19 protein-coding genes and 2 pseudogenes are annotated in these 25,535 nt (G+C 50.2%); 4 read left to right on the top strand and 17 right to left on the bottom strand.

What is annotated here, in order from left to right:
* From LH51_RS19430 to LH51_RS13930, 3 genes are read right to left on the bottom strand one after another with little or no spacing between them, the layout of a single operon-like run.
* The gene (locus tag LH51_RS19430) at nt 1-3,699 is read right to left on the bottom strand and encodes a sensor domain-containing protein (RefSeq protein WP_052063799.1); all 3,699 of its coding nucleotides are present in this window, start codon (nt 3,697-3,699) and stop codon (nt 1-3) included.
* A 50-nt stretch (nt 3,700-3,749) separates the two neighbouring features.
* A complete protein-coding gene (locus tag LH51_RS22920; protein WP_235263755.1) occupies nt 3,750-4,064 on the bottom strand; it encodes a tetratricopeptide repeat protein in 315 nt (104 codons plus the stop codon).
* On the bottom strand, nt 4,061-5,353 hold the full coding sequence (locus LH51_RS13930; RefSeq protein WP_235263754.1) for a response regulator: 1,293 nt from the start codon (nt 5,351-5,353) through the stop codon (nt 4,061-4,063). Before LH51_RS13930 ends, LH51_RS22920 begins: the two co-directional genes overlap by 4 nt.
* Nucleotides 5,354-5,610: 257 nt before the next feature.
* On the opposite strand from LH51_RS13930, the gene LH51_RS13925 reads away from it, so the two are divergent.
* Entirely contained in the window at nt 5,611-6,948 is a 1,338-nt protein-coding gene (locus tag LH51_RS13925) for an NAD(P)/FAD-dependent oxidoreductase (RefSeq protein ID WP_036523135.1), read from the top strand.
* A 10-nt stretch (nt 6,949-6,958) separates the two neighbouring features.
* A complete protein-coding gene (locus tag LH51_RS13920) occupies nt 6,959-7,294 on the top strand; it encodes a hypothetical protein (protein WP_036523133.1) in 336 nt (111 codons plus the stop codon).
* A gap of 59 nt (nt 7,295-7,353) precedes the next feature.
* Here LH51_RS13920 and LH51_RS13915 read toward each other — a convergent pair whose 3' ends face one another.
* Nucleotides 7,354-8,073 (bottom strand): thermonuclease family protein, encoded by a 720-nt coding sequence (locus tag LH51_RS13915; protein ID WP_160173738.1) that lies wholly within the window; start codon nt 8,071-8,073, stop codon nt 7,354-7,356.
* Nucleotides 8,074-8,310: 237 nt separating this feature from the next.
* On the opposite strand from LH51_RS13915, the gene LH51_RS19425 reads away from it, so the two are divergent.
* Nucleotides 8,311-8,721 (top strand): hypothetical protein, encoded by a 411-nt coding sequence (locus tag LH51_RS19425; protein WP_052063797.1) that lies wholly within the window; start codon nt 8,311-8,313, stop codon nt 8,719-8,721.
* A 41-nt stretch (nt 8,722-8,762) separates the two neighbouring features.
* Complete coding sequence (locus tag LH51_RS13910; protein ID WP_052063796.1) at nt 8,763-10,178, top strand: diguanylate cyclase; 1,416 nt, start codon at nt 8,763-8,765, stop codon at nt 10,176-10,178.
* 145 nt (nt 10,179-10,323) lie between these two features.
* On the opposite strand, the gene fadA is transcribed toward LH51_RS13910, so the two are convergent.
* From fadA to LH51_RS13850, 13 genes and pseudogenes are all read right to left on the bottom strand, one after another.
* Nucleotides 10,324-11,502, bottom strand: a complete 1,179-nt coding sequence (gene fadA / locus LH51_RS13905; protein WP_036523131.1) for an acetyl-CoA C-acyltransferase FadA — start codon at nt 11,500-11,502, stop codon at nt 10,324-10,326.
* A 13-nt stretch (nt 11,503-11,515) separates the two neighbouring features.
* A complete protein-coding gene (gene fadB / locus LH51_RS13900; protein ID WP_036523128.1) occupies nt 11,516-13,666 on the bottom strand; it encodes a fatty acid oxidation complex subunit alpha FadB in 2,151 nt (716 codons plus the stop codon).
* A gap of 15 nt (nt 13,667-13,681) precedes the next feature.
* Nucleotides 13,682-14,611: an electron transfer flavoprotein subunit alpha/FixB family protein gene (locus tag LH51_RS13895; RefSeq protein ID WP_036523125.1), complete on the bottom strand. Its 930-nt coding sequence runs from the start codon at nt 14,609-14,611 to the stop codon at nt 13,682-13,684.
* Nucleotides 14,608-15,358, bottom strand: a pseudogene (locus tag LH51_RS13890) (electron transfer flavoprotein subunit beta/FixA family protein). The gene LH51_RS13895 and the pseudogene LH51_RS13890 overlap by 4 nt, the downstream one beginning before the upstream one ends.
* 120 nt (nt 15,359-15,478) lie before the next feature.
* Entirely contained in the window at nt 15,479-16,234 is a 756-nt protein-coding gene (locus LH51_RS13885) for an enoyl-CoA hydratase (protein ID WP_036523122.1), read from the bottom strand.
* Complete coding sequence (locus tag LH51_RS24405) at nt 16,234-16,833, bottom strand: NAD(P)H-dependent flavin oxidoreductase (RefSeq protein ID WP_327125193.1); 600 nt, start codon at nt 16,831-16,833, stop codon at nt 16,234-16,236. The genes LH51_RS13885 and LH51_RS24405 overlap by 1 nt, the downstream gene beginning before the upstream one ends.
* Nucleotides 16,830-17,183 carry an NAD(P)H-dependent flavin oxidoreductase gene (locus LH51_RS24400; protein ID WP_327125192.1) on the bottom strand — a complete coding sequence of 118 codons (354 nt, stop codon included), beginning with the start codon at nt 17,181-17,183 and terminating at the stop codon, nt 16,830-16,832. The genes LH51_RS24405 and LH51_RS24400 overlap by 4 nt, the downstream gene beginning before the upstream one ends.
* A gap of 65 nt (nt 17,184-17,248) precedes the next feature.
* On the bottom strand, nt 17,249-17,803 hold the full coding sequence (locus LH51_RS13875; RefSeq protein ID WP_036523119.1) for a DUF2889 domain-containing protein: 555 nt from the start codon (nt 17,801-17,803) through the stop codon (nt 17,249-17,251).
* A gap of 32 nt (nt 17,804-17,835) precedes the next feature.
* Nucleotides 17,836-19,500 (bottom strand): AMP-binding protein, encoded by a 1,665-nt coding sequence (locus LH51_RS13870; protein WP_036523200.1) that lies wholly within the window; start codon nt 19,498-19,500, stop codon nt 17,836-17,838.
* 97 nt (nt 19,501-19,597) lie between these two features.
* On the bottom strand, nt 19,598-19,915 hold the full coding sequence (locus LH51_RS13865; RefSeq protein ID WP_036523116.1) for an SCP2 sterol-binding domain-containing protein: 318 nt from the start codon (nt 19,913-19,915) through the stop codon (nt 19,598-19,600).
* Between the two features lie 123 nt (nt 19,916-20,038).
* A pseudogene (locus LH51_RS13860) lies at nt 20,039-21,834 on the bottom strand (acyl-CoA dehydrogenase C-terminal domain-containing protein).
* Nucleotides 21,835-22,053: 219 nt separating this feature from the next.
* On the bottom strand, nt 22,054-24,435 hold the full coding sequence (locus tag LH51_RS13855) for an efflux RND transporter permease subunit (RefSeq protein WP_052063795.1): 2,382 nt from the start codon (nt 24,433-24,435) through the stop codon (nt 22,054-22,056).
* On the bottom strand, nt 24,432-25,535 hold a 1,104-nt coding region (locus LH51_RS13850; RefSeq protein ID WP_052063794.1), incomplete at its 5' end, for a WD40/YVTN/BNR-like repeat-containing protein. The genes LH51_RS13855 and LH51_RS13850, both read right to left, overlap by 4 nt.

The raw sequence follows: 25,535 nt of genomic DNA, 5'->3' as shown, positions 1-25,535 counted from the left end.
TCAGTGCGCCAGGAACAAAGTCTCAAACTCCAACGCTGAAACGGCGGGGCTTTTTAGATACCCTTGATAATAATCACATCCCAGATCACGCAGCAATGCCAACTGGGCTACATTCTCGACCCCTTCAGCAAGTATTTTCAGACCCAGTGTATGACCCATAACAATAACAGCAGCGGCTATTTCCCTGTCACCCGCGTTGATTTCCAGATCATCAATAAAGCTTTTGTCTATCTTAAGGACATCCAAAGGAAAGGTTTTCAAATAGGCCAGTGACGAGTAACCCGTACCAAAATCATCGATTGCCAACGAAACCCCCATGGATTTCAAGGCATCAAATACCTGTTCTGCTTCATCTTCACGGCGCATCAGCGCACTTTCAGTGAGTTCAACCTCTAGCCCACTGGCAGGAAAGTCATACTTATCCAGCAACATTTTGATCATATGCACCACATCGCCATGGCGAAGCTGATAAGACGACAGGTTTACAGCCAGCGTCAGCGGCGGATAACCTTTGTCCAGCCAATCTTTTCCGGCCTTGCAAACCTCTTCCATCACCCACTCACCAATAGGATGAATCAAACCACTTTGCTCGGCTACCGGAATAAACACCATCGGCGAAACATAACCCTGCTGCGGATCCTTCCATCGCAGTAATGCCTCGGCTCCCATCAGCTGACCAGACTCAATATCAATCTGCGGCTGGTAATAAACCTCCAATTGACCTTCGCTCATAGCACTTCGCAGGCGTGCTTCAATATCCAGACGGGCCATGGCCGCTTGCGTCAATTCATTGGAGTAGAAGCGCAGTTGTTCGCGCCCGGCTTCTTTGGCTTTGTATAGTGCGGCATCAGCCTGTCGCATCAGCTCTTCAGCATTGTTATCAGCGTCTACCAGGCAAGCAATACCCACACAGGCGCCAATGCGTATTTCCATACCCTGTGGCAACTGAATCGAGGTACGCAAAGCTTCAATCAACGTTTCTGCCAAATCCCGCAATGCTGCACGGTCACGATCAATCAGCAAGCCAAATTCATCACCACCAAAGCGTGCCAACAAAGCATCTCTGGGTGAAACCTTACGCAACAACTCCGCGACCTGACACAACAACTGATCGCCAGTGCTGTGGCCAAAACTGTCATTGACGTCCTTGAAACGATCCAAATCCAACATTAATAGCGCCGTATGTTCATTACCGCTAGTTTCTATACTGGCCAACACATCGACACGATTAGGCAAGCCGGTGAGTGAGTCATGACGCGCCAGAAACTCAATACGCTGCTGAATGGTTTTACGTGAGGTAATATCCGTAACTACTCCTTCTATCACCAGTACCGCAGAGTCCGGCGCATAGATGACGGTCGTATGGTCTTCAACCCATAACACCTGGTCATCTGCCGTAAAAATACGGTACTCCTGCACATATTCTTCACGTCGCTGAGAAATATAGCGGGTCACTTCATCTTCAAGCCACAGACGATCATCCGGGTGCACTATCTCCTTGAAATCAACACGGCCTTGCAGAAACTGACTGGCCGTATAACCCCATCGACTCACATTCTGAGACACATAGGTAACCGGCCATCCAGGTTTATTTTCCCAGCGAAACAATACAACCGGGCTGGCTTCCACCACCTGTACCGCGGCCTTCAGTGCGTCTTCCTGCTCAATAAAACGAACGGCATAGCCTATATCACCAGCCATTTCAGACAGGGTTTCCATAATATCCCGACTAAAAAATCCCGCATCGTCAGCATACAGACTGAGGTACGCAATCACTTTACCATCCACCTCTACCGGAAAGCAGGCAAACGCGGTCTGGTCATCTGTATTATTCAGAATAACGGGGCGCACTGTTTCGAACACCTGACGCAAAGGCCCACTCTCAGGCAGGGGCTGAAAATCACGCGTCAAAACGCCTTCCAGATGCGTTGGTTGCTGACCAAACGCTTGCAGTAAACGACCACCGTCAGGACTGATTTCTCCGATCCAGGCATAGTTCATTTTGCCGTATACGACTGCAATCCGGCAGACTTCGGCAAACAGTTCAGACAGGTGGGTACAGCGGATAATAGCCTGATTTGTTTCTGACAGCGTGTTGTAGAGGTCACGCTGATGCAGAATATCGGCTTCATAACGTTTCTGCTCAGAAATATCCTGAATAGTGGCAATAGAATGTTGCAACTGCCCATCTTCCGCCCTGACAGAGCACACATTCATCAGTGCAGTGAAGGCTACCCCGGATTTGCGTATGAACTGTTTCTCTAACGTATAGCTATCAATGATGCCAGACTGCATTCGCGCAAACGCCTGTTGATCCGCCGCAATGTCATCCGGATGAGTGACCGCTTGCCAAGTCAACTCCTTTAACTCCTGCTCGTTATAGCCCAGCAGACGACAAAGTTCGGGGTTAAAACGCATCCAACGCCCTGTTTCCGGATCCGTAATGGCCATACCCACAAAGGGCAACTCAAAGAATTTCAGTAACAGCTTATCCTTCTCTGCTGCCTGCATTTTATAAGCGGCCTGCTGCAGTCGACGATTTTGCTGCCAGACCAGGCGCAACGCAAAGGCAACGCTGATCATAGTGGCTAGTGACAGCAGGCCCAGCCAGGCTGCCAGCATGTAAACAGGAGACAAAACTTCGTGTCGATGCTGCTGTGCGACCAGTGTCCAGCCATAAAGCACGGGACTATATGCCGCAATGACCCGGTCTTCATGATAAGTAGATGTTTCTGTACCCCTCTGGGTTACAGGCACCCGGGTAAAATCATCAACCACCGATAGTAAGGGAATCTCGGTATGGCGCACTGGACTTAACAGCTGTATACGTTCATCTGACAATGTCTGTATCAAAAACAATTCAGCCGTATGGCTCTCTATCGGCCAGTTAGCCAGTTTGGGAAACAAGTGCGACTCAGCATCTAAGCTCATAACCAGCACAGCGAGTACCCTTTCTGACTCACCCGACTGAAGTACCGGTACAACCCATGAAATACTGAAGCCATAGTCTGACTCGATCAGCCCGGTAAAGACTGGTTCAGCTGTTTGGATGGCCTGCTGCTTATAGGCATCTATATTCGACGGGGCAGATAGTAACTCACCGCTATAAAGTGCTGAATCGCTGTGTACGGCTTGCAGAGAAATGCCATCGAATTGTTGATACCAGTGCATGTTTTGCAAATAGTCTGACAGGTGTCCGGCCGCTGTGGCGTCTTCTTCCAACAACCAGGCCTCTACCCAACCAGCCAACGCTCTGTTATCACCAACTTTGCCGGCTTCTGCCGCTCGTTCAGATAACCATTCATCAACCTGTTCTGACTTCATTTCTGCGATCATCTGCACATTCACAGCGGCCGTATCCAGGGCCTGAGGTGCCGCAATGCGAAACAGACTCAAGGCGACTAATGGCACCAGCAAAGCCATGCCACTGAATACAAATACCAAGCCTTTAGAGTCTTGCGCACCTTGCGCTTCATCGACTGAGCCACGCACCCAGATTCGCAGTACCAGATAGAGCAGAATTGATGTAGTGGCAACGAAAAGAATGCCTTTATAGGTGCTAAGAGAGACCATCAGTGACGCATCAGATACCAACAAACCCAGCAGATAGTCTGAGGTCAAAATCCACAGCATTGCAAACAAGAAATAGGCGAGCGTCACTTTTTCTGCACGAAATTTGCTGATATTACGAACTGGCATAGTTTTTTTTATCCTTTCAGTAACATCTGCATTGTGGAAGGGTTTGGACCTTAACGCAATAACACTCCCAATGAACCTTTGGGAATTTCATCCAAGGGCAGTTTAAGATAAGAAAACAGTTCATGCTGACGAATTTTTGCCATTTCACTGAGTTGAGCACGAAGGCTCAGTTTGATAAACCGCTTTACCATAGTCAGGCGCTCATCACGCCGATCAGACTGATCTCGTGCCACTTCAAGATACAGTTGTGCCAGGTTCAGCATGGCGGCGCCACTATGGGGATTATATTCAATCGCCATATTCAGGCAACGCATCGCCTGACCATATTTACCCGCCATATAGTGACGTATCGCCATCCTGTTCATTTTATCACTAAGTGTTTCATCATAAGGCAAGCGCGTTTTCGTTTGTGTCTGGACAGCTGTGTCCTCCAGCACCGGTACCGAGTCGCCAGACAATACCAGTGCTTCGCGCTGTATATCGATAGGGCTGATAATTGCGCATTGCGCTTTTCGGCTTCTCGTCTGAGGCCATCTGACTTAACCTGCTTACCCAAATCGGCATAGACCTGCGACTTAACCAGCAGCATTTTAACTCTCAACTGCTCATCTTTGGGAAACGAAAACTCGGCATGGTTCAAAATAGCATCCAGGTCATTATGCAGCTCAATGCGGCGCTCTTCACTGGCATCCTGCATCTCCAGCCTACGTATATTAGCTAAGCGCAAATACGGTTCAGGAGAGCGATAACAGCTGGAGCGTCCCAGCACGATAGAGCGCTTATAGGCGCCTTCAGCCAAACCCAGTGCTTTTGTCTGAGTGGCAATACGACCGAGCTCCATCTGCCGGGGGATACCTAATGGAGACTTGCGACTGGCTTCTTGCAGAGCATCTCTGGCCAACTCCATATCGCCATGCATCTCGTAGGCTTGTGCCAACAAGTCCAGCGCGGGAACCAACAAAGGATGACTCTCAATTAACTCCTGCAACTGCTGAATTGCCTCTTCTGGTTGCTTCAATGCCAGCAAAGCTTGCGCTATCAGCAACCCGGTATCTTTATCAGCCGTCTGCCAAAAACGCTCCTGCAATATGGCCAAGGCTTCAGATGCTTTATTCAAAGACAACAATAAGCGGCCTTTATAGCGCTGGGTAAAATCGTAACTGGGATCGATCACAGAAATAGCATCACAAGCTTGTACAGCGGCCTCCAGATCGCCTTGCTCAACAGCTTGATCGACATGCAGTAATACTTGCTTGCGCACGATTAATGCATCTATACGGTTTTTAAGCTCTTCTACCGTAAAAGGCTTCGTCAGCAAGTAATCAGGATTACTATCGATGGCATGCAAAATAACCTGTTGAGACGAGTCACTGGTCATGAAAATCCAACCACTGGTTGGACGCATGAAATTGCGATAGCGGGCTTCTTCCAGCAATTGAATACCGGTGATTTTATCGCTGGCATTATGTCCGAGCAAAATAATGTCGAAGTTTTCTTGCTGTATCAACTCCAGCACTCTTTCACTAACAGTCACTGGCTTAATGTTGACGACACCCAACTGCCGCAACATCTGCACGATCGTAGCGCGCATATTGCCACTACTTTCTATCAGTAGAACATGCTTGTCTGAGTAGGTAATTCTTCTTGGGTTCACGCGTGCTTGAGTCCAGTTCGCCGCCAGCCTGATGGTACCCCTAGTATAACGATAGTTTTCAAGCCATGACCAGTAATGAGTGAAAACACCGGTTTGAATAGCTACCAATCCACTTATTCATATTAAGAATAAGCACATTATACATTAGTTATATTTACTTTAGCTGATCATTAACTATAATTCATATTGATCAGAAAATGGCTGACCAGCTACACGCGCCTACACCGATGACTACAAGAATTAATCCGGAGCTCAGTATGTCCCAAAATAAACCCTCTACGGCTAATGAACGCCGCCGCGACCTGTTAAAACTGGGTCTTGGTGCTGCTATTGCAGGCCCCGCCCTGAGTGTCGCTGGTAATGCCAGTGCTAACTCAGTTCAAAGCAACGCCCATATCGTTATCAGTGGCGCGGGCGCTGGTGGTATTTCGATTGCGAACCGTCTTGCAAGAAGTCTGCAGGGCGCACGCATTACTATTATAGATTCACGCGAAGAGCATCATTACCAGCCAGGATGGACACTGGTTGCTTCGGGTGTATGGAATAAAAGCAAAGCCCTGACAAAAACCGGAGAGTGGCTACCCTCCAGTGTTAACTGGGTGCGCGGCATGGTGACTGAGTATAATCCAGACAGCAATCAGGTGAGTGTCAGCAATGGTGAAACCATCAGCTATGATTACTTGATCGTTGCTTGTGGCCTGCAATTGCGCTACGAGCGCATTGAGGGCATGGATACCGGTTTGATAGGTCAGGGCAAAGGTATCGGTAGCGTATATGCAGGCGTTGAGGAGGCAGATGCCACCCGGGAAGAAATCAGCAAATGGATTGCCAAGGGAAGTGGAACCGGGTTATTTAACCTGCCACCTACTGCCCTAAAATGTGCCGGTGCACCGCTGAAAATGACCTTTACCACCCTGTCGCGTCTGGAAGACTCAGGTAAGCGTGATAACTTTAACGTTGAGTTTATGACACCATCCGGTGGATTGTTTAGTGTGCCTTTTTACAATGATTTTGTTAAACAGCGCTTTACTGAACAGGGCGTGACACGCAATGATTTCTGGACGCTGACCGGTATCGATGCCGATGCCAAGAAAGCGACTTACTCCGTGCGTGATGCTGAAGACCAAACCAAAGATTATGAGTTTATCCATGTTGTTCCCCCTATGACGGCACCTGACTCACTACTCAACAGCCCATTGAAATTTGCTGATGATTCGCCGTTTCGTGACTGGATGGAAGTGGATCGCGAAACCCTGCAGAACCCCAACTACCCTAATGTCTGGGGTATAGGCGATGTCATGGGTATGCCCAGCAACAAAACAGCGGCCAGCGTGAAGATGCATGCGAATGTGCTGGAACAAAACTTCCTGGCCTATATACAGGATCAGCCCTTACCTGCACGCCATAACGGCTATACATCCTGCCCACTGATCACCAGCATTGGTAAAGCCATGCTGGTTGAGTTTGGCTGGGACAGTGAACTGCTGCCGTCTTTCTCATTCATTGACCCCAAAGAAGAGTCCTGGACTGTTTGGGTAATGAAAGAGCGCATGCTGCGCCCAGCTTACTACGCCATGCTTGAAGGCAAAATTTAAGGAGAACAACATGACACTGACCGGCATTTTAACTGTTTTGTGGTACTCCGCCCTGCCTTGGCTGTGGCTGATCGCACTGATGCTTGTAATGTTTCTGGTTCCGCAGATCATTGCGCGCATGAAGGGTTACCATTTTAGTGCCACAGGTGGTATTGGCTCGAAAGTATTACCCCCGATTATTGCCATCGCCTCACTGTATTTCTTGCCTATCCATACGCAATCAACCATCAGCTATATCAATACCTGGGTTGACTGGATGAATCTGATTGGCGCCTCAATCGGCCTGGGCATCTATGCCTGGCTGGTATTCCATCCGATCTGCTATCTGCGTAACCGCAAAGCATAATGTTTAAAAGCAGCATTTAGCAGTTGTTGTTAAAGGCCCTAATCAGGGCCTTTTTCTTATCAATTGAGTAGATCCAATGCCCGACCATCGTCAATACGCATACGCCATTGGTGATAGCGACTGTCTTCACGAACCAACCAACCACGCGCACGAACAACCTGACCGGTCAGCTCATCCAGGCGCGGAGAAAAGTTCTCCAGATAGCGACGCGGCACCTGTATTGCCACCCCACCTTGCAGGTTAAGCCAAAGATTCTCTTTGCCTTGCCCCACCCTGACCACCCTGCCATGCACTAGGGTCGCACCCCGAGTAGAATCAGGGACAGCTACAGACGCTATTCCTGACTGGTACTCAGCCAAGCTCCAGATACCTTTTCGCTGTGTCTTTGCTACCACTTCTACCGGTCTAAGGCAGTCTGCAAACTCCAGATTGGGGGCGACGAAAACCTGCATAACCCATCCGTCTTGTATCAACAGTCTCTGGATATTGGTTTGGTCAGGCAAAAACAGATAAGCCAGCTGTCGGCCATAACGGTCGCGTGATTCCTGACCAGGCATCAGTCGTATACGGTAGTCAGAGCGTCTCAATATAGCCTCCAGCGCCTGCTTGCCCTCTCGCGCAAAAGGCTCATCCGTCTGGCCCGAGTAGCCCAATTCCGGTGCATCAATACCCAACAACCGAACACGCTCACCCTGACTGAGTTCAACTGTATCGGCATCAATCACTCGTGCTACCCGATGACTTGTTGTCGGCGCTGTAGGTGGACAGACTTCTGCCAAGGCCTGCACAGGGAGAAATAAAACTGCAAAAAACATGACATTCAAAATACATGTAATGACTAAATTGCTGATAAAAATCAACTTTAGTAGTAGTTTCAAAACAAATACCTATATTTACTATTGATATATCCTGACAACTTGGTTCATAGTCAGGGAATAAGCGGGTAATGTGGAAAATATTTGTGTCAGCTTTTTCCAGATTACTTATTTTTAACCTAAGATGCTGGCTACTTCCACATGCATAAGCTTCAGACCAAAATCATCTTTGCTCTTTCCAGTGTCATGCTGCTACTGACTCTGGTAATCACTATTGCAAGCCTGGCCTCTTTCCGGGACTTTTCCATTCGTGCCGCTACAGAGCATACACGAACGGCCGCCGAGGTAATCCGGGTTGCGCTTACTGAAGCGATGCTGAACGGGACTATCGACAAGCGTGACTCATTACTGCACCGCATTGCTGATGTAAACGGACTGGATGAAGCTCGTGTCATACGTGGTCCACAGGTTAAACAACAGTATGGCGATGGTCATCTGGGAGAGTTGGCCACTGATGCTACCGATATCAGCGTACTCAGCAGTGGCCAGCCGGTTTTTACCCTCATTGGTGGCATTTTCAGCCCGAATTTCGAGCCACTATCCCCTATATAGCCACCTCTGATGGTGACGTAAACTGTTTGCTCTGCCATAACGTGCAAGAAAACACAGTTCTGGGTGCGGTAACACTAACCGCTTCGATTGAGCATATGAAATCAGCCGCAATCATGACTGTCGCTTTTCTGGTAATGGCCGTGGCCCTGTTTGCGGTTATATCCATCCTTTTTCTGCGGCGCATGCTACAACCTCTGGTGACCACAGCAAACGAAATTGAAACAGCAGTAGACAGCGCCATTGACGGCGACTTCAGCCACCGTATCGAGAGCCGTACCAATGACGAAATCGGCAAAATCGCCACACAATTTAATGCCCTGTCGGAAGGAATTACCAACAAACTCAGCCTAATTCGTGAAAATGTAGTTCAGCTTGTGCAGTCACAGCCAGACTCTAAAGGTGGCAACCTGCTATCAGAAACGGCCGATACCGTTTCCGGCCTGGTGCGTGTTTCACGCTTCAAGCAGGCCATCGAAGAAGACGAAACCGATGGTGAAGTATTCCTGCGTATCAGCGAAGTGCTGGAGCAGGAATTCAACATCCATACCTTCTCGATTTATGAAGTGGATCAGAATAAAAAAATGATTCATCCGGTGATGATCGACAGTGTGCCCGAAGCACCGATTCACTGGTGTGATGCGGCTATTCATGATCACTGTGTCGGCTGCCGCGCAGTACGTACCGGCCATCTGATTGATGGCTCTGAAAATGTGCAACTCTGTCGTTCCTTCAGCAGTGATGCCGCCGTTGCAGACAAGCGTTATATCTGCCTGCCCGTTATTGAAAGTGGTAGCGTTGGTAGCGTGGTACAGCTGGTATTCGGCTCCGAAGATGCGCACAAGGTGCGTAATCAGCGGCCTTTGCTAGAGGCTTACCTGCGGGAAGCGGCACCGGTTCTTCAGGCAAAGCGCCTTATGGCCAGCCTGCGTGAATCCAGTCTGAAAGATGCCATGACCGGGCTGCACAACCGCCGCTTCCTGGAAGAGTATGCCGAAACGCTGATCAGCCAGTGCAAACGCCGCGCTGTCCCCATGACCCTGCTGATGATGGATCTGGACTACTTCAAACCGGTCAATGACACCTATGGTCATGATGCCGGTGATCAGGTATTGCGGGAACTGGCCGTCATTCTGCAGGCCAATGTCAGAGAGTCTGATCTGGTCATACGCTATGGTGGAGAGGAGTTCCTGATCGTGCTGCTTGAGACCAATGCTGAACAGGCACTGCCTGTCGCTGAAAAAATCCGAACTGCCGTGGAAAGCCATAAATTCAAAGTGGGCGGCACCAGCCTTAGCAAAACCATCTCGGCAGGTCTGGCCGACTTTCCTAATGATGCCCAGGCTTTCTGGCAGGTACTCAAGTTTGCGGATGTGTCACTCTATGCAGCCAAAGAGGGTGGCCGTAACCAGGTAGTACGCTTCCATAAAGCGCTCTGGTCGGAAGATGCGGATTATTGATAGATGGGCTGTAGGAGCTCGGTCTCCGAGCGATTTCTTTCGCCCGCAGAGCGGGCTCCTACATAGGTGGGAAGAGTCATTGTAGGAGCTCACTCTGTGAGCGATGCTTTTCGCCCGCAGAGCGGGCTCCTACAAGGTGACAGGTTTAATCCAGGCGTTCGATAATGGTTGAAATACCCTGCCCCATACCGATACACATGGTTGCCAGACCGAGTCTGCCGCCCTTGTCTTCCAGTATGTTTAGCAAAGTAGTGCTGATACGGGTACCTGAGCAGCCCAGCGGGTGACCCAGAGCAATCGCACCACCATTCAGGTTCACCTTGTCCTCCATCTTGTCCAGTAGCTTCAGGTTTTTCAGTACCGACAAACCTTGCGCAGCAAAGGCTTCATTCAGCTCGACATAATCGATATCTTCGATTTTCAAGCCTGCTTTTTTCAGCGCTTTCTGGGTGGCAGGTACCGGACCAAAGCCCATAATAGACGGATCACAGCCAGCCACACCCATGCTGACAATACGCGCTCGTGGCTTCAGACCTAATTCCTGGGCTTTTGCCGCTGACATGATCAACATAGCAGATGCACCGTCTGAATAGGCCGATGAAGTCCCTGCCGTGACTGTACCCACTTTCGGTACAAAGACTGGCTTGAGCTGCCCCAAGGTTTCCACTGTTGTTTCCGGACGGATGACCTCATCATAGGTCAGCAGGGATTTAAAGCCCTTTTCATCATGCCCTTCAACAGGCAAGATCTCGTTATCAAAACGGCCCTGCAAGCGGGCTTCATAGGCCAGACGGTGTGAGCGCGCCCCCATTTCATCCTGCATTTCACGGGTGATACCGTTCATTTTGCCCAGCATTTCTGCGGTTACACCCATCAGCATGGCCGCCTTGGCCGCGTATTTGGATGCCTGCGGATTGATATCCACACCATGAGCCATATCGACATGCCCCATGTGTTCCACACCGCCGACCAGGTAAATATCACCCTGTCCTGACAGGATCGACGCGGCAGCGGTATGCATCGCCGACATCGAAGAGCCGCACAAGCGATTGACGGTTTGTGCCGCTATAGTATGCGGCAGACCAGCAATCACCGCGGCGTTACGACCAATATTAAAGCCCTGCTCCAGAGTCTGGTTCACGCAGCCCCAGATAATGTCATCAATATCAGCGGGGTTCAGCGCCGGATTGCGTTTAAGAATACCCTGCATCACCGCAGCGGACAGCGCTTCAGCACGTACATTACGGAAGGAGCCACCTTTGGAACGGCCCATCGGGGTACGTATGGCATCCACGATTACCGCGTCATTAGGTTGTAAAGTCATCAGAATTCCTCCGTTATTCGCCGAAATAGGTTTCGCCGTTGGCAGCCATCTGCTGCATACGTGCGGTTGGCTGGTACAGCGGACCCAAGTCCGCATAAGGTGCGGCCATATCAAGGAAGGCCTGCAATCCCATCTGATCCAGGTAGTGCAAGGCACCGCCACGGAACGGCGGGAAGCCGATGCCATAAATCAGCCCCATATCGGCTTCAGCAGGCGTAGCCACTATGCCATCTTCCAGACAGCGCACAGTTTCTATACACAGAGGTATCATCATCCGGGCAATGATCTCTTCATCGCTGAAATCATGTGCTGTGCCGACAATGCCATCCAGCAAAGCCGGAGCTTCTTCGTCAACCAGCTTGACCTGCTTGCCACGGCGATCCAGCTCATAACGGTAAAAGCCCTTGTCATTTTTCTGACCGTAGCGCTCCAGTTTATACATGCGATCTATGGCGTTTTCGCCCTCATGCCCCATGCGATCCGGGAAGCCTTCGGCCATGACGGCATCGGCATGATGTCCGGTATCTATACCGACCACATCCAGCAAATAAGCCGGTCCCATAGGCCAGCCGAATTTTTCCATAACTTTATCTACGCGAGCAAAATCGGCGCCATCACGCAGCAGCAGACTAAAACCGGCAAAGTAAGGGAAGAGTACCCGGTTAACCAGGAACCCTGGGCAGTCATTCACCACGATGGGAGTTTTACCCATGGCTTTGGCATAGGCCACAGTACGCGCAATCGCTGCTTCAGAGCTTTGTTCACCACGAATGACTTCTACCAGCGGCATACGGTGTACCGGGTTGAAGAAATGCATCCCACAGAAGTTTTCCGGGCGCTTAAGCGATTTGGCCAATGCCGTAATCGAAATGGTCGAGGTGTTGGAGGTGATGATAGTGTCATCACTGACCTGCTGCTCAACTTCAGCCAACACCGCACCTTTGATTTTGGCATTCTCAACCACAGCTTCAACCACCAGATCGACACGACCAAAATCACCATAACTCAGGGTCGGGGTAATCTGTGTCAGCACTTTGGCCATCTTCTGCACATCCATACGGCCACGTTTAACCTGGCCATTCAGCAGCTTAGTGGCTTCATCCAGACCCAGTTGCAGGGCTTTGTCGTTGATATCCTTCATCAGAATCGGCACACCTTTGGAGGCCGACTGATAGGCTACACCACCGCCCATAATACCGGCACCCAGCACCGCTGCCAGCTTCACCGGCGTGGTATCTTTCTCAAAGGCTTTGCTGACTTTTTTAACATACTGATCTTTCAGGAACAGACCCACCAACGCCTTGGTAACGCTGTTAGTTGCCAGCTTGGCAAAGCCTTTCGCCTCCACCTGAATAGCTTTATCACGGGTCATATTGGCGCTTTTCTGAATTGAATTCAGTGCCGCCATAGGTGCTGGATAATGTGGACCAGCTTTGGCGCCGATAAAGCCCTTGGCCGACTCGAACGCCATCATCTGTTCAACCTGATTCAGCTTGATCGCCGTGGTTTTTTCGCTACGCCGTGCCTGATAATCAAACACACCGTCTGCAGCCTGGGTTAACAGATCCAGTGCCGCATCACGCACCATATCGGTAGCTACAACCGCATCAACCGCACCGTCTTTCAGTGCGTCCGCAGCACGTTTTTCCGCGCCGCCACAGATCCACTCATTGGCATTATCCACACCGATCAGACGTGGCAGGCGTACCGTGCCACCCCAACCCGGATAGATGCCCAGTTTCACTTCAGGCAAACCCACTTTGGCCTTGTCACCCATGACCCGGAAGTCGGTTGACAGACACAGTTCAAAACCACCACCCAGTGCAATGCCATTAATGGCCGTTACTGTCGGACAGGGCAGATCTTCAATAGCGTTGAAAATTTCATGCAGTGACAGCAAATGATTCACAATGCTCTCTTCCGACTGATCAAACATCTGGCTGAACTCAGTGATATCAGCGCCGACAATAAAGCAGTCTTTGGCACTACTGAATAGAACACCCTTAACGTCTGCTAACGTGCCAATAGCAGCGACAGCTTCACGCAGTTCATTCAGTGTCAATTGATTGAATTTATTGACGCTGTCGCCCTGCAAATCAAACACTACCTCAACGAAGCCGCCATCAATCTGGCGTGCTGTAATCGCTTTACCTTGATAAATCATTCCTGCTCTCCTGTATTAGAGACTTGCTTCCAGTTCGGGAACCGCGTCGAACAGATCGGCGACCAGTCCATAATCAGCCACCTGAAAAATCGGTGCCTCTTCGTCTTTGTTGATCGCAACGATCACTTTGGAATCTTTCATACCCGCCAGATGCTGAATCGCACCGGAAATACCCACGGCGATATACAGATCAGGTGCTACCATCTTGCCGGTCTGCCCCACCTGCATATCATTCGGCACATAGCCCGCATCGACGGCAGCACGCGAAGCACCCACGGCTGCACCCAGTTTGTCAGCCACCTGGTACAACAGGTTAAAATTTTCGCCATTACCCAAACCACGACCACCCGATACCACGATACTGGCGGCAGTTAACTCGGGACGGTCAGATTCTGCCAGCGCTTCATGACTGAAGCTGACATCGGCGCTTTCAAATACCTTGTCCAGCGTCTGAACCGAGGCACTACCGCCTTCAGCCGCGACCGGATCAAAAGCCGTGCCACGCACTGTCATCACCACAACGGCATCAGTTGTTTCAACGGTGGCTATGGCATTACCGGCATAAATAGCACGCTTAAAGCGTTGTGGTGACTCAACAGCCATCACATCGGTCAGTTGGTTGACACCCAAGCGTGCAGCAACCCGCGGCAGAACATTTTTCCCTGTCGTGGTCGAGGCGGCCAGAATATGGCTGTAACCCTCTGCCTGATCCAATAGCAGTTGACTGACATTTTCAGCCAATTGATGTTCATACGCTGGTGCATCAGCACAGAGTACTTTAGTAACAGCTGAGATTTTGGCTGCCTGCTCAGCAACACCAGCGCAGTTGTGACCCGCTACTAACAGGGTAATGTCAGTACCGATTGCCTGGGCAGCGGCCAACACATTCAGGGTGACCGGCTTGAGTGCCTGATTATCATGTTCGGCCAGAATTAAAATACTCATGCGATCACCTTGGCTTCATTACGTAACTTTTCTACCAATTCAGCAACAGAAGCCACTTTTATACCGGCGCTACGCTGTGCCGGTGGTTCCACTGATACCAGGGTGATGTTAGAGGCGACAGTTACACCCAGTTCTTCAGCTGTTTTGACCTCCAGCGGTTTTTTCTTGGCTTTCATAATGTTTGGCAGGGAGCATAACGCGGTTCATTCAGGCGTAAATCGGTGGTTACCACCGCAGGTAAAGTGACCTCAAGGGTTTGCAATCCGCCATCCACTTCACGCGTAACCAGCAGACTATTACCGTCTACTTTCACTTCCGAAGCGAAAGTGGCCTGAGGCCGATCCAGCAAAGCGGCCAACATCTGACCAGTCTGATTGTTATCTGAATCGATGGACTGTTTACCCAGTAAAATCAGGTCAGGCTGTTCAGCTTCAGCCACCTTGGCCAGCAAACGTGCAACTGACAGGGCATCAGGAGTTGCTTCGGTATCAATACGTAGGGCACGATCAGCCCCAGTGCCAGCGCGGTTCTGAGTTGCTCTTCACAGGGCTTGCTACCGATAGATACCACCAGAATTTCTGTGGCGATACCTTGTTCTTTCAGACGAACCGCTTGCTCAACCGCTATTTCACAGAAGGGGTTTAACGCCATTTTGACATTGGCGAGATCAACATCGCTGCGGTCAGCTTTAACGCGAACCTTGACGTTGTAATCGATCACGCGCTTTACGGCGACGAGTATTTTCATTATTACGCCTCTGATTGTTATTTTTTTCAAGGGTAACAATATGCGTCAGAGTGCCGCTTTTAACAATAACAAAATCCACCCTGTTAAATGACAAAAGCGATCACTCCGAGAAAAGCTCTATTATTTTTTCGGCTTCTGCATAAATGCCATAAATGCCGCACGTGCCTCATTCGAGTTTAGTCGCGCGGCAAAAGCATCTACTTCAGAGACCAGCACCGACTGTAAGCGATTATCGTCATGCTGCTTCAGCATGGCTTTACTCTGCTGCACGGCCTCGGCTCCCATAGCAGCAAGCGCAAGCGCTTTATCCATGGCAAAATCGATCACCGAACCCTGTTCTACACACTGATTCACCAGCCCTGTTTCAACCGCTTGTTCAGCACCAAATACCTCACCCAGCACCAATAACTCAAAGGCTTTGCGATGCCCCAGGCTGGATGGTAACAACAAACTGGTGCCACCTTCCGGTACCAGCCCCATGCGGGTAAAGGGTAGCTGAAAACGTGCGCTGGCATCGGCATAGACCAGATCACAATGTAACAGCATGGAGGTTCCAATACCGATAGCTACACCGGAAACGGCCGCTACTATCGGTTTTGGGAAAGTCGAAATGCATTGCAGAAAACCCAGGGGAATACGAACTTTCTGTGGATCATTGATGGCGGCGACAAAGTCGTGAATATCGTTACCGGCCGAGAAATCGCTACCACTGCCACTCAACACCACCACACGCACACTATCATCCTTGGCGGCCTCATTGAGTGCATCGGTTAAGGCTTGATACATGGCCCCAGTCAGAGCATTTTTCTTATCCGGACGGTTTAGCGTCAGATGCAAAACACCCTGCTGCACTGTCAGTAGCACTGAGTCGGTCATTATTGCTTCTCCAGATAAGCACCAGAGAGCTGCGCAAAGTGATCAGTGGCTCCCCGATACTCATCCTGCAGCCGCTCAACCAGTTGGGCTACTGGCGGCGCATCGGCAATCGAACCCACCCCCTGCCCGGCTGACCAGATACTTTTCCAGGCACTGGCTCCACCTTCCGGTGCCTGTAATTCCTCGCCTAGATCCACTTTTTTCTTTTCACCACTGTCTGGATCCAGCCCGGCTTTTTCCAGACTCGGTTTCAGGAAGTTAGCCCAGATACCGGACACCTTGGGTGTATAAGTGATATCGGCTGCACTGGATTCAACAATCATCTGCTTGTATTCAGGGTTCGCGCGACTCTCCTGGGTATTGATAAAGCGCGTGCCCATATAGGCTAAATCAGCACCCATCATCTGCGCACTGGCAACATCCTGCCCCGTCGACATGGAGCCAGACAGAATCAGGGTACCCTGATAGAACTGTCGAATTTCAGCCAACAACGCAAAGGGGTTTAACGTGCCTGCATGGCCACCGGCACCATTACACACAGCGATTAAGCCATCGACGCCCGCAGCGGCGGCTTTTTTGGCATGACGTATATTAATCACATCATGAAACACCAGCCTCCATAAGCGTGTACCGCGTCCACGAGATCCTTCACAGCCCCCAGGGAGGTTATAATCAAGGGGACTTTATGCTTGATACAGAGTTCCAGATCGGCCTGTACCCGTGGATTGGTGTGATGTACGATCAGGTTAACGCCAAAAGGAGCGGCTTTTTTGCCCGTTTCAGTTTCAAAACTGTCCAGCGCTTCACGTATCTGCACCAGCCAGGACTCGAAGCCTTCACTGCTGCGCTCATTCAATGCGGGAAAGGTACCAACGATGCCAGCTTTACAGGCCTCAATAACCAGCTCTGGACCCGATACAAGAAACATCGGTGCAGAAATTAAAGGCAAGCGTAATCTGCCTGAAACGATTCGGGGATACTCATATTGTTATTCTCCGTGTTAAACGCTGAGCACTAGCCGTTTGGCGGCTCAGCTAAGTAGAGTTCCGGCAGGTATTGCTCTACTGCCGGTGAATTTTGTGCCCAGGTATGGCAGGTATTTAATAATCCATTGGCACCCAGTTTAACCATGTCCTCATCACCACTGGGCCAAAGCGTCTGAATTGCTGTGGTAGTCAGAGGTTTGAGCAACTCATTCAGGTGAGTACAGCCTTGCGCGCCCCCTGTCAGCTCCAGTGCTTTGCGATGCCAACCTGAACCTATCCGTGTTCCTTCCAGTCGTTTATATACTGCAACAATACCAGGGCACATCTGAAAGGGGGTCGCATCCATACTCGCCTCTACCTGGTGAATTTTCAGATTGCGGTCCATGGTCAGACGCATACGGATATCATGAAAATATTCACCAGCGGCAACAAAACCACCACGCTCAGGATTGTCCAGTGTCTGAGACTTTTTATCGGTCATCCGGGCTTCAATATCCCAGAGACCATCTTCCCGCTCATAGCCTTCACACACTATCTGACGACGATGATGAAGCTTACGGCGAGCGGGTTTGGGTAACGGCATGCGGTATTTCTCCTGAAATCTTAGAGCAGAAATCAAGCCACTTTGTCAGTGACCTGCTGCTCTTTAAGCTTACGCCTGAGTACCTTGCCCACATTGGTTTTGGGCAGGTCGGCAACGAATTCGATATATTTGGGTATTTTATACCGAGTCAGACGCTCTTTGCTCCAGTCTTTCAGTTCTTTAATATCCGGTATTTCATCTCTGGCTACGGCAATCAGCTTAACGGCTTCGCCACTGTGTTCATCCGCAACACCTATAGCCGCACACTCCAGAATGGCCGGGTGTGAGCAGAATACATCTTCAATCTCATTGGGGTAGACATTAAAGCCCGATACCAGAATCATATCCTTGGCCCGATCCACTATGCGCAGATAGCCGCCTGGTTCACGCACGGCCACATCACCAGTCATGAAGTAGCCATCATCGGTGAAACAGGCCTGAGTTTCGCGTTCACGCTGCCAATAGCCCACCATCACCTGCGGACCTTTAACGCAAAGTTCGCCTGGCATGCCTTCCGGAACGGGTTCGCCCTCTGGGTCAAGAATAGCAACATCAGTAGCGGCTACAGGTACACCAATGGTGCCTATTCGAATCGCACCTGGTCGATTGATTGACACCACAGGCGAGGTTTCTGTTAAACCATAACCTTCCATGATTTCGCAGCCGGTCACCTCTTTCCACAGATCTGCCGCTTTATGCGTTAAAGCACAGCCACCTGAAATAGTCAGGGTAAACTGGCTGAAGTCGATATTTCGAAAGTCCGGATGATTACACATACCAATAAACAGCGTGTTCAGTCCCATAAAGGCCGTCATCCGCCATTTTTTCAACTCTTTGACAAAACCATCAATATCACGTGGGTTGGCAATCAGCACACTATGCCCACCATAGCCCATCACCACCAACGAAATGGTAAAGGCATAGATATGATACAAGGGCAAAGGTGCTATGGTGGTCTCAACACAGCCTGCGGGTGCCTCATCAAGCACATCTACTCCCTGCAGCATATTCGAGATCAGGTTAGCGTGACTAAGCACGGCACCTTTGGAAAGCCCTGTCGTTCCACCGGTATACTGCAATACGGCCGTGTCTGATGGTTTAAGGCTGACAGGTTCAGGCTGCTGCCCGACATATTTCAGCAACACTTCGCGCAGATGCAGCGCTCCGGGAAGATAAAACTCGGGCTCCATCTTTTTAAGATATTTGACCGCCGCATTGAGAAGGTGGCGCTTAACAAATCCATGTAGATCACCTACTTGCGTTAGAAATACTTGCTCAATACCGGTATCAGCCAGAATTTTTTCAGCATTGTGCGCCATACTTTTGTGAATCACTAACGCACGGGCACCTGAATCGTTAAATTGATGCGCCATTTCACGTGGGGTATACAGTGGGTTAGTGTTCACAATCACCAGTCCGGCCTTCAAAGCCCCAAATAACACCACCGGATATTGAATCAGGTTAGGTAGCTGAATTGCGATTCTGTCACCCGGTTTCAGATCAGTTTCACGCTGCAGGTAAACAGCAAAGGCATCTGCCAACTGATGCAGCTCGGCATAGTTTAATGTTCGGCCAAAACTTGTAAATGCTGGCTTGGCTGCATAGTCTTTGCAGGTGCGCTCAAAGACATCAACTATATTGCTGTAACCATAGTGATTGAGGGATTCAGGAATATAACTTCCACGGTGGTTATCCATAATAGGACCTGATTTTATTTTTATAAATTCAAAAATACATTGCTGCATTATAGCAGTTGGACCTGTACGCAAACTCTGCAGGCAGGTCCAGCACAGATTAACCTGGCGGAAAAATCGAAGTCAGGCGCGTAGCCAGCATAATATCCCCGTCAGCCTGGATACGGCCGGTCATGAAGGCCTGCATGCCATCTGTCTCGCCAGACATGACCTCTTCCAATGTCTGGCTATCCATGGTCAGTGTTACAGTGGGATCACTGTGTTCACCCTGTTCCACTTTGCAGGTGCCATTATCCACGGTAACGTTCCAGGCTTCACCATCACTAATCTGATACTGAAACACAGCACTTAAATCACCCGCTGCACTGCTGCTAAAACGTTGCTGCATTGACGAGAAAACTGCATGTAAATCTGCCATAGTCGTGGCCTCTCCTGTTAGGGGCTTGGATTTATAACGCTTAGCATTTAAGCGTAGTGCCGTGGACAGCACGCGCTGTCCGGCCTTAGTTCGCAATAGGGCTTTCATTTTTCACCCGCTACCTCAGAAGGCAAAATGCTCTGAGTCAAGTTCCATCAGATTGTCAGCACCTGAAAGCATCACTTCGACCAGTGTGCGCGTACGTGGTAACAGGCGTTCGAAGTAGAACCGCGCCGTTTTTAGCTTCGCATGATAGAAATCGGCATCGCTTGGATTTTCTGCCAATTTGCGCAGTGCTACTTCCGCTTGGCGCGCCCACAGCCAAGCCAGAGTGATATAACCGGAGTACATCAGATATTCTACTGATGCAGCCCCTACCTCTTCGCGGTTTTTCATTGCTTTCATGCCAATTTGCAGGGTTACATCACCCCACTCCTTATTCAGACGGGTCAAAGCACTGACATAAGGCTGCATCGGCTCACTATCGGCTTGAGACTGACAGAATTTGTGGATGATTTTAGTGAAGCGCTTAAGCAATTCACCTTGTGACATCAATACCTTACGGCCCAGCAAGTCCAGCGCTTGAACCTGTGTAGTCCCTTCGTAGATGGTTGCGATACGGGCATCACGCAGGTTCTGTTCCATGCCCCACTCGGCAATGTAACCATGCCCACCGAACACTTGCACCCCGTGGCTGGCTGATTCCAGACCAGTTTCAGTCAGAAACGCTTTGGCGATAGGTGTCAGCAGTGACAACAGATCTTCAGCTTCCTGTTTTTCTTCTGCTGTTTTTGCCAATTTGGAACGATCCACCTGCTGAGCAGCAAAATAGATCAGTGCACGACCACCCTCTGCAAAGGCTTTCTGGGTCAGCAGCATGCTGCGTACTGCCGGGTGAACAATAATTGGATCAGCGGCTTTATCCGGATTTTTCGGTCCACTCAAGGCACGCATCTGCAAACGGTCACGCGCATAGGCGAGCGAGTTTTGAAAGCCCCACTCTGTATGTGACAAGCCCTGCAAGGCTGTACCGATGCGTGCTGTATTCATAAAGGTGAACATGCAATTCAGGCCCTTGTTCGGCGGACCGATAAGATAACCTGTAGCACTATCAAAATTCATCACACAGGTGGCGTTGCGTGAATACCCATCTTATGTTCTATAGAGCCACAGCTAACTGCATTACGCTCACCGATACCGCCTCAGCATCAGGAATAAATTTTGGCACAATGAACAGCGAGATACCCTTGGTACCCGCAGGCGCATCCGGCAGACGCGCCAGTACGATATGAACAATATTACCGGTCAGGTCATGCTCACCTGCCGAGATGAAGATTTTGGTGCCACTAATCCGGTAGCTACCATCATCAGCGGGTTCAGCTTTGGTACGCAGCATACCCAGATCAGTACCACAGTGTGCTTCAGTCAAACACATGGTGCCAGTCCACTCACCTGACACCAGCTTGGTCAGATAGATCTGCTTCTGTTCCTGAGTGCCATGGGCTTCGAGGTATTCATAGCACCATGCTTAATCCTGGATACATACTCCAGGACCAATTGGCACTGCCGACCATTTCATTGATAAAAATACCCAGAGATTCCGGCAATCCCTGACCACCCCATTCTGGGTCATGGGCCAGTGAAGGCCAACCGCCCTCCACAAAGGCGTTGTAGGCTTCAGCGAAGCCATCCGGTGTTTTAACCTCACCCTCGTTAAACTGACAACCCTGCTGATCACCCACCTGGTTAATCGGTGACAACACGCGCTCAGCAAATTTGGCGCCTTCTTCAAGAATCGCTGAAACCATATCCGGCGTCGCGTCTTCACAGCCAGGCAAACTCTGGTAATGCTGTTCCAACTCCAGCACGTCGTTGAGCATGAACTGCATATCGCGCAGGGGAGCTTTATATTCGGCCATAACGCAAACCTCGTTTTATCGTTATTGTACTTAAGTTATGTACAGAATGGACGAAGTGGGTCAATCTACCAATAACAAAAGTTACCAATATTACTGACAAAAGCGCTCTGACAGATTACAGCGCTATTACGATTAGATGCTTTAACCCACAAAAAATGCGGCTAACAACGAATGTCAGCCGCATTTTTAACGACAAAGGCCACCAACTGGTTAAGCTGTCTATTTTGCATTTTCATCAAACAAATCCGGTGAAGAGGTCAGCTCCGGATGCGGTTTCAGGAAAGCCGTTAGCGCAGGTAGCAGGATCAGTGCCCCCAGCATGTTCCACAGGAACATAAAGGTCAGCAGAATGCCCATATCGGCCTGAAACTTGATCGGTGAGAAGACCCAAAGCACCACCCCGATAGCCAGGGTTAACCCGGTAAAGGCCACCGGCTTTCCAGTTGTTCTTAGGGTTTCAAAATAGGCATCGGTAAGCTTCATGCCCTGCTCAAGGTAGTTACTCAGGCGCGAATAGATATAAATGCCATAATCCACACCTATGCCGACACCCAGTGCAATCACTGGCAAGGTGGCCACCTTCACGCCGATACCCATAACGGCCATCAGCGCCTGACACAACAAAGAGGTGAGCGCCAGCGGCAGAATAATACACAGCACCGTCTTGAATGAGCGGAAAGTCAGCAGACACAGCAAACTGACAACACCATAAACCCAGGCCAACATTTCGTACTGCGCACGGGCAATCACCTGATTGGTGGCCGCTTCAAAACCACTGTTACCAGCCGCCAGTTCAAAACGCAGCCTGTCTGAATTGTAATCTGCAGCAAACAACTCTACCTCTTGGCTAACACGACTCAAGGTATCAGCCTTATGGTCATCCAGAAACAAAATCACCGGCAGTAAGGAGCAGTTAGCATTCATCAAGCCACCTGGTACATAAGCCAGTGAGGCATTAATAACAAACTGATTGCGACTCACAGCACGCCATTTAGGATTACCCTCATTCAAACCGGCGGTGATGCGCTTGGACAGATCAGCCAGAGAAATACTCGACTGCACGCCCGGCACCGATTGCATATGATGCTGAAAACGCTCCACTGATGACAGCGTATTGAAATGACTGCACTGCTCAGGTTGTGTCACCGCCATCACCACAAACACATCGCTGGATGTGGAGTAGTTGGTGGTGACAAAGTCATTATCAACATTGTAACGTGAATCAGCCCGTAACTCCGGCGCACCCTTATCCAGGTCGCCTATCTGCAAATTCCGCGCGGTGTAGGCACCAACAACCACCAACATCAGCGCAACAATCAATGCGGTGGAGGCTCCCTTACGGGTGGCAAACCAGGTCAGCAGGCGCCAATGCTCACCCCCCTGATCTGACTGCATCTGCGCATGGCGTATGGCCCGTTCTCCCACCCCAAGATAGGACATCAGCAAGGGTAGCAACAACAGATTGGTCAGAATGATTACCGCCACCCCCAGAGAAGCGGCCACAGCCAGCTCCTGTATAACCTGAATATCGATGACCATCAGGGTAAAGAAGCCTATGCCGTCCGACACTAATGCTGTGAGTCCAGGAATGTAAAGTAAGCGAAACGCACCTCGTGCGGCATGCCATTTATCCGGGTTACTAAGGCTTTCAAGGCGGATACTGTTAACAATTTGCACCCCGTGGCTCACGGCGATAGCAAACACCAGGAAAGGCACCAGCATGGAATAGGGATCTATGCCATAACCCAGTGCATTCAACAGACCCAACTGCCAGATAACAGCAATCAACGAGCAGGCCAACGGAATCAAGGTACCGTTTATGCTGCGCGAATAGAGATACAGCAACACCAGGGTAATCACAATCGCCAGTGCAAAGAACAGCGCCACCTGCTTGGCACCTTCGATCAGATCCCCAATGATTTTAGCGAAGCCGGTAATATGTATACTGATATCATCTGTCTGATAGGCATCCCTGACCAGCGTTTCCAGACGTTGAGAAAAGGCATTGTAATCCAGACTTTCGCCTGTCTCCGGATCAAAATCCAGCAGCGGTACTTCAATGATGGCCGAGCGGAAATCATTCGCTACCAACCGGCCAACCTGACCGGAGCGCAATGTATTAATGCGCAACTGATCCAAACTCTCGGCACTGCCATCGTAATCCGGCGGTATAACCGGCCCCCCAACAAAGCCCCGCTCCGTCACTTCAGTCCAACGCACATTCGGCGTCCAGATAGACTGCAGGGCTGAACGATCCACCCCAGGAATAAAGAACAACTCATCGGTCACGCGACGCAGCACATCCTGATACTCGGCATTAAAGATATCCTCACTCTGGGTTGCCACGGCGACGCGGACACTGTTCCCTAATCCGGACAGGTCATTTTGATAAGTCAGGTAATTCTCAACATAGGGATGACTGGTAGGAATCATTTTCACAAAACTGGCATCCGGACGGATCTGCACCGCCTGCCAGCCCAGCACCAGTGTCACCAGTACAAATAACGACAATACCCAAAGCCGGTGATGAAACAACAGCGCTTCCACCCACTGTTCAGAACGACGAATAGGCAATAACAAAGTCTGTGCCAAACGCTTCATTGGCCGTCTCCCTGTGGCAGATACGTGTAAATACCTTGCTCACCGGCAAGAACCCACCCAGCAGGTATGGCGACAACAGCATTGAAATGGCGCCTGACCCGCGTATTTAACTCTGCCAGATCGGCATATTGTTCACCACTTAACAACGTGCCGCCTAGTCCGACAATCGCCAGTTGCTGACTATCACTAAACCCGCCCATAAAGCTAACCGTGGTGTCTACCGGTACAGCCTCCCAGTCAAAGCCCCCATCTGCACTGACAAACAAGTGACCGCGAAGGCCGAGCGCAAACAACTCATCACGATGTGAAACCAGATCAAAAAAAGATCCCTGATAAGGGGAAGGGAGTGCATACCAACTATCCCCCTGATCGTCCGAACGCATCAGCAAACCGGCTTCTCCGGCAATAACCAGTGCCCCATTAAGCTGTGTGATCGCATTTAAGTGCATCTGATCAGGATTAGGCAGTCGTTCGCTGATAAGCTGCCAGCTCTCGCCCGCATCTGTGGTTTTCAGTGCAGTCCCGTAGGCTCCCAGAAGAAATCCGGTTTCAGCATTCTCAAACCAGACATTCAGCAAGGGATTTGCAGGCCCCTCTTCCAAAGCAAACTCTGCATCGTCAAGCGCGAACTGCAAATCCTCTTCGACATATGGGTCTTCCGAGGGTGTTTCTGCCAGAGCATCCAGCTGCGCATGCAAACTGGCCACTTTTAACTGATTGATCTGATCACCATCAAGCTGCAAGGTCCAGCTTGCTCCCGCATCATCACTTCGCAGTAGTACGCCATCATGACCCGTAGCCCAGCCACGTTGTGCGGAGGTAAAATGTACCGAGGTCAGCAGCGTGGTCACGGGGACACTGGATTGCTGCCATTGTTGACCCTGATCATCAGAATAGATCACCACACCCAGATCTCCGACCGCAACCAAACGATCATCCGCACGGGCTATGTCGGTCAACATCACTGAAAAAGCGGCATTGGTCTGGGGTGATGGTTGCTGCAATCGGTCGGGCAGACCGGCTGCTAGCGGCAATACGATAAAACTGATCCCCAGAAGGCTCAGTTTCATTAAAGGCTTTAGTGTATTCAGCATGGTTGT

This window comes from Nitrincola sp. A-D6 (assembly GCF_000764495.1).
Taxonomy (GTDB): Bacteria; Pseudomonadota; Gammaproteobacteria; order Pseudomonadales; family Balneatricaceae; genus Nitrincola.
Note: the sequence above shows the minus strand (reverse complement) of the source record. Positions and strands in the feature narration are given on the sequence as shown.